Origin of the sequence: Streptomyces inhibens, assembly GCF_003389455.1 — a bacterium.
GTDB lineage: Bacteria > Actinomycetota > Actinomycetes > Streptomycetales > Streptomycetaceae > Streptomyces > Streptomyces inhibens.
The window spans coordinates 1-3,484 of record NZ_QUAC01000340.1; the positions used below are offsets into that span (position 1 = coordinate 1).

Sequence of the window (3,484 nt, forward strand, 5' to 3'; positions counted from 1 at the left end):
TTGCTGTTCAAGGGCCGTGGCGCCGGCGCGGCATGCGCCGGCGCCCGCCCTCGGGCCCATCCGTGAAAGGGCACGCTGCCCAATGTGGTAAAGCTCAGGTGGCCGACTGGGCAATTGCAATCCGGTCGACCCACCTAAGACGGTATCCTATGTGGTGAGTTTGAGGAGTCGCTTGTAGCAGCACAGGACTGTGGCAAGGCCGAGAAAAGCCAGGTAGTTGCGGGGGCGTTCGCAGCGGGTGCTGAGTCTGCGGTAGCCGGACAGCCAGAAGATGGTCCGCTCTATCACCCACCTGCGGCGGCCCAATCGTTCCCTGGACTCGATACCTTGGCTGCGATCCGCACGCCGATGCACTTACCGCGTAACCATTTCCGCAGGTGGGAATGTCGTATGCCTTGTCGACGTGCAGGCGCCCTTCGCTGTCGTGGGTGTTGGCGTCTCAGGTGGTAACACCCACGACAGCCAGGGGCTGAAGCCCATGGTCGCCGGCCTCCAATCGAGACACGGTCCCGATCGGGGCCGGAACTACAAGCCCCGCAAGCTCCACGCCGACAAGGCCTACGACCAGTCCGACCTGCGTAAATGGGTCCGTGGCAAGCGGATTGGCGTACGGACCGCCCGCAAAGGCATCGAGTCCAGCCAGCGTCTGGGGCGCCACCGTTGGGTGATCGAGCGCACGAAGTCCTGGCTCTCCGGCTACCGCAGACTCAGCCCCCGCTACGAACGTTATCCCCGCAACTACCTGGCATTTCTTGGCCTCGCCGCAGCCCTGTGCTGCTACAAGCGCCTAATCCGCCTCACCACATAGGACACGATCTAAGGGCTGTCCCGTAACTGCTGGTCACGGGACAGCCCTTAGCCGCGCAACCAAGGCCCTATCCAGGGCGCCGTCATCGGCGTTGGTTCGGAAATGCTTCCCGAGGGTCACGCGGGCTCGGCGCTTCTCTGCGCGCAAGGAAAGAGATGGCGAGGAAGCCGCATACGGGGCAAACGATGAAACTCCCGTCGCCGTAGAAGTCATACCCGTATTTGGCGTAGTCGGTCTGCGGCGTCTTGGCGGCGATGGAACTGATCGGGAGGACGTCCGAGGTCGTGCGGCGGATATGAGGACACGCTGTCAAAGGAGGCTGCCGCCACGCTGGCGCGCCCCGAGGCGGCCAGAGGATTCTCCAGAACGCCCAGGTGGCCTCTGGCGCCGCCTTGCCAGTGACATTGGCCGACCTGCGGCGACGAAGATCGCCCCGGAGCTCGAAGCCGTGCCGGGAGCCCGTGGCCCAGGTTTGGGTGTAAGGACTGAGGGCCATCTGTTCGGAAGGTCGTGCCGGTGTGAAGCCTCGGGGGACCATGGTCATGTGCGGATTCATCGTCAAGGCGGGGATAGCCCTGGCCACCGTCGCCGCGCTGCTTTCACCGGGCGCGGCACGCGCGGACACGCCGCCGTCACCGCCGCCGCTCACCGACGACCGCGGGCGCACGCTCACCCTGCCCGGCTGGAACGTCGAGGACAAGACGCACCGCGGTGACGATGCGCTCAGCGCGATCACCGAGAGGCACTTCCGCGATCTGCACGACCAGGGTTTCAACTTCGCACGTTTGCTGGTCTTCTGGGACGACCTGGAACCGCGGCCCGGCCACTACAGCGCGCGCTATCTCCGCAAGATCGAACGGATCCTCAACTGGGCCCACCGCTGGCGCATCCAGGTCGTCATCGACGCCCATCAGGACGTCTTCGGGCCCGAGTTCGGCCATCGAGGCATCCCCGAGTGGGCGACCCGCACCGACGGGCTGCCCTTCACCCCGCACCCGGACAACTGGTTCGCGGAGTACTTCGAGCCCGCCGCGCAAGCGGCCTTCGAGCACCTCTACGAGGACACCGACCTCCAGTCGGCGCAGGCCCGCATGTGGCGGGTGCTCGCCCAGCGGTTCGCCCACCATCCCGCCGTGTTCGGCTATGACTTGATCAACGAACCCATGGGGCAGCGCCGCGCGGGCGAGGATCTTCCGGCAGCCGCCCACCGCATCGAGTCCGAGCAGCTGACTCCGATGTACAACCGGATCGCGGACGCGATCCGCACCGCCGACCGCCACAGCAGGCTGTTCGTCGAACCGACCCCGATCGTCGGCGAGGGGCTGCCCACCGGCCTCGGCCGCATCCACGACCCCAAGGTCGTCTACGCACCGCACTTCTACAACGCCACGATGGAAGCCGGCGGCGACTACGATCCCTCGGCGCGCTGGCTCGAAGCCTATGAGGCTGCCGTCACCCGCTACCCGAGCGCCCATCGCATACCGGTCGTCGTCGGCGAGTGGGCCCCCGGGACAGTTCGCTGCCCCACATGGCGCGCTTCTACGGCGATGCCCTCGGCTCCCTCGACCGCTACAGCTCCGGCTGGGCGGGCTGGGAGTGGTGCTACGGCGGCGGGTACTGCGCCGTCGACAAGGACGGCCGCTTCCTCGCCAACAAAGAGCAGACCGCGCGTCCCTATGCCCCCGCCGTCGCAGGCACGGTACGCGAGCAGCGCTACGACCCTACGACGCGGACGTTCCGCCTCGTCTACGACTCCTCGGGACGGCCCGGCGTCAGCGAGCTGTCCACTCCACCTACGGCCGCGGGATGGCAGGTGTCGGTTCAAGGCCCGGCCATGGCCTGGCCGCGTGTCGTACCGGCCGGGGAGCGGGGCACGATCCGGGTATGGACGCAGCCAGGTGCCTCCGGGCGGGTCACGGTGACCGTCTCGGCACGGGGATGAGTTGTGCTGTCAGACCCCTCTGCAAACATCGCTCGTGTCTGAGAGGAAGCAGCCGGCTCCCTTTGCCGGTTGCCTCTGCGAGTCACTTCTTGAGGGGACGACGATGTCGACCGACATGTACGGCGTGCGGGTTCTGAACGTCGATCCGGACCGGCTCTGCGTCAGAATCCAGGTGCTCGTCGTCTACTACGACACCGGGTCGCGCACATACATCCCCCTGCCGGGCGAGGAGCCGGGTGTCTTCCTGCACTTCCTCTGGGAGAGCGCGGCGGGCTATCTGAGCAACGACGACGAACGCAAGGGTCCCCTGGGCAGGGTGCTCAGCACCGACGACATCCTGAACTACGAATGGGTCGACACCAACGCACGCCGTTTCATCTCGGAGGTTCGGCGCACCGCGACGCTCAACGACCCGCCCACCGAGGAACAGTGGGAAGAACTCCACGACTTCTACTACGAGCGCGGCGGCACCTGGCAGGACGAGGGTCTGCTGATCCAGGGCGAGTACGAAATACGGGTCACGGACCGCAAGTGGCTGGAGCACCTGAGCAAGGGGCAGGCCTGGGGCTCGGCCGCCTTCCCGCTGAACGGCGACAGCTGGACGGCCGAGGACGCGCCGCACATACTCGACCTGGCCCAACCGGCGCTCAGCCTAAGAACTCCTAACGCAATGACTTCAGGCGCCGCCAGCAGATGAGTGCGCATCCCAGGGTGAGAAAGGCTTCGTGGATGTC

General features: G+C 66.4%; 1 protein-coding gene and 3 pseudogenes. 3 read left to right on the top strand and 1 reads right to left on the bottom strand.

Annotated features, from left to right (window positions below):
* Window positions 1-147 precede the first annotated feature (147 nt).
* A pseudogene (locus DY245_RS34095) lies at window positions 148-433 on the bottom strand (transposase); the annotation flags it as partial.
* On the opposite strand from DY245_RS34095, the pseudogene DY245_RS34100 reads away from it, so the two are divergent.
* The 3 genes and pseudogenes from DY245_RS34100 to DY245_RS34110 all read left to right on the top strand — a co-directional run.
* Window positions 431-808, top strand: a pseudogene (locus DY245_RS34100) (transposase); the annotation flags it as partial. The pseudogenes DY245_RS34095 and DY245_RS34100 sit on opposite strands and share 3 nt — an antisense overlap.
* A 542-nt stretch (window positions 809-1,350) precedes the next feature.
* Window positions 1,351-2,750: pseudogene (locus DY245_RS34105) on the top strand (cellulase family glycosylhydrolase).
* A gap of 103 nt (window positions 2,751-2,853) precedes the next feature.
* Entirely contained in the window at window positions 2,854-3,447 is a 594-nt protein-coding gene (locus tag DY245_RS34110) for a hypothetical protein (RefSeq protein ID WP_128511004.1), read from the top strand.
* Window positions 3,448-3,484: the final 37 nt, after the last annotated feature.

Bases quoted from the DNA above. Each gene is read 5' to 3' on its own strand.
- DY245_RS34110 (WP_128511004.1), top strand. From the start codon at position 2,854: ATGTCGACCGACATGTACGGCGTGCGGGTTCTGAACGTCGATCCGGAC.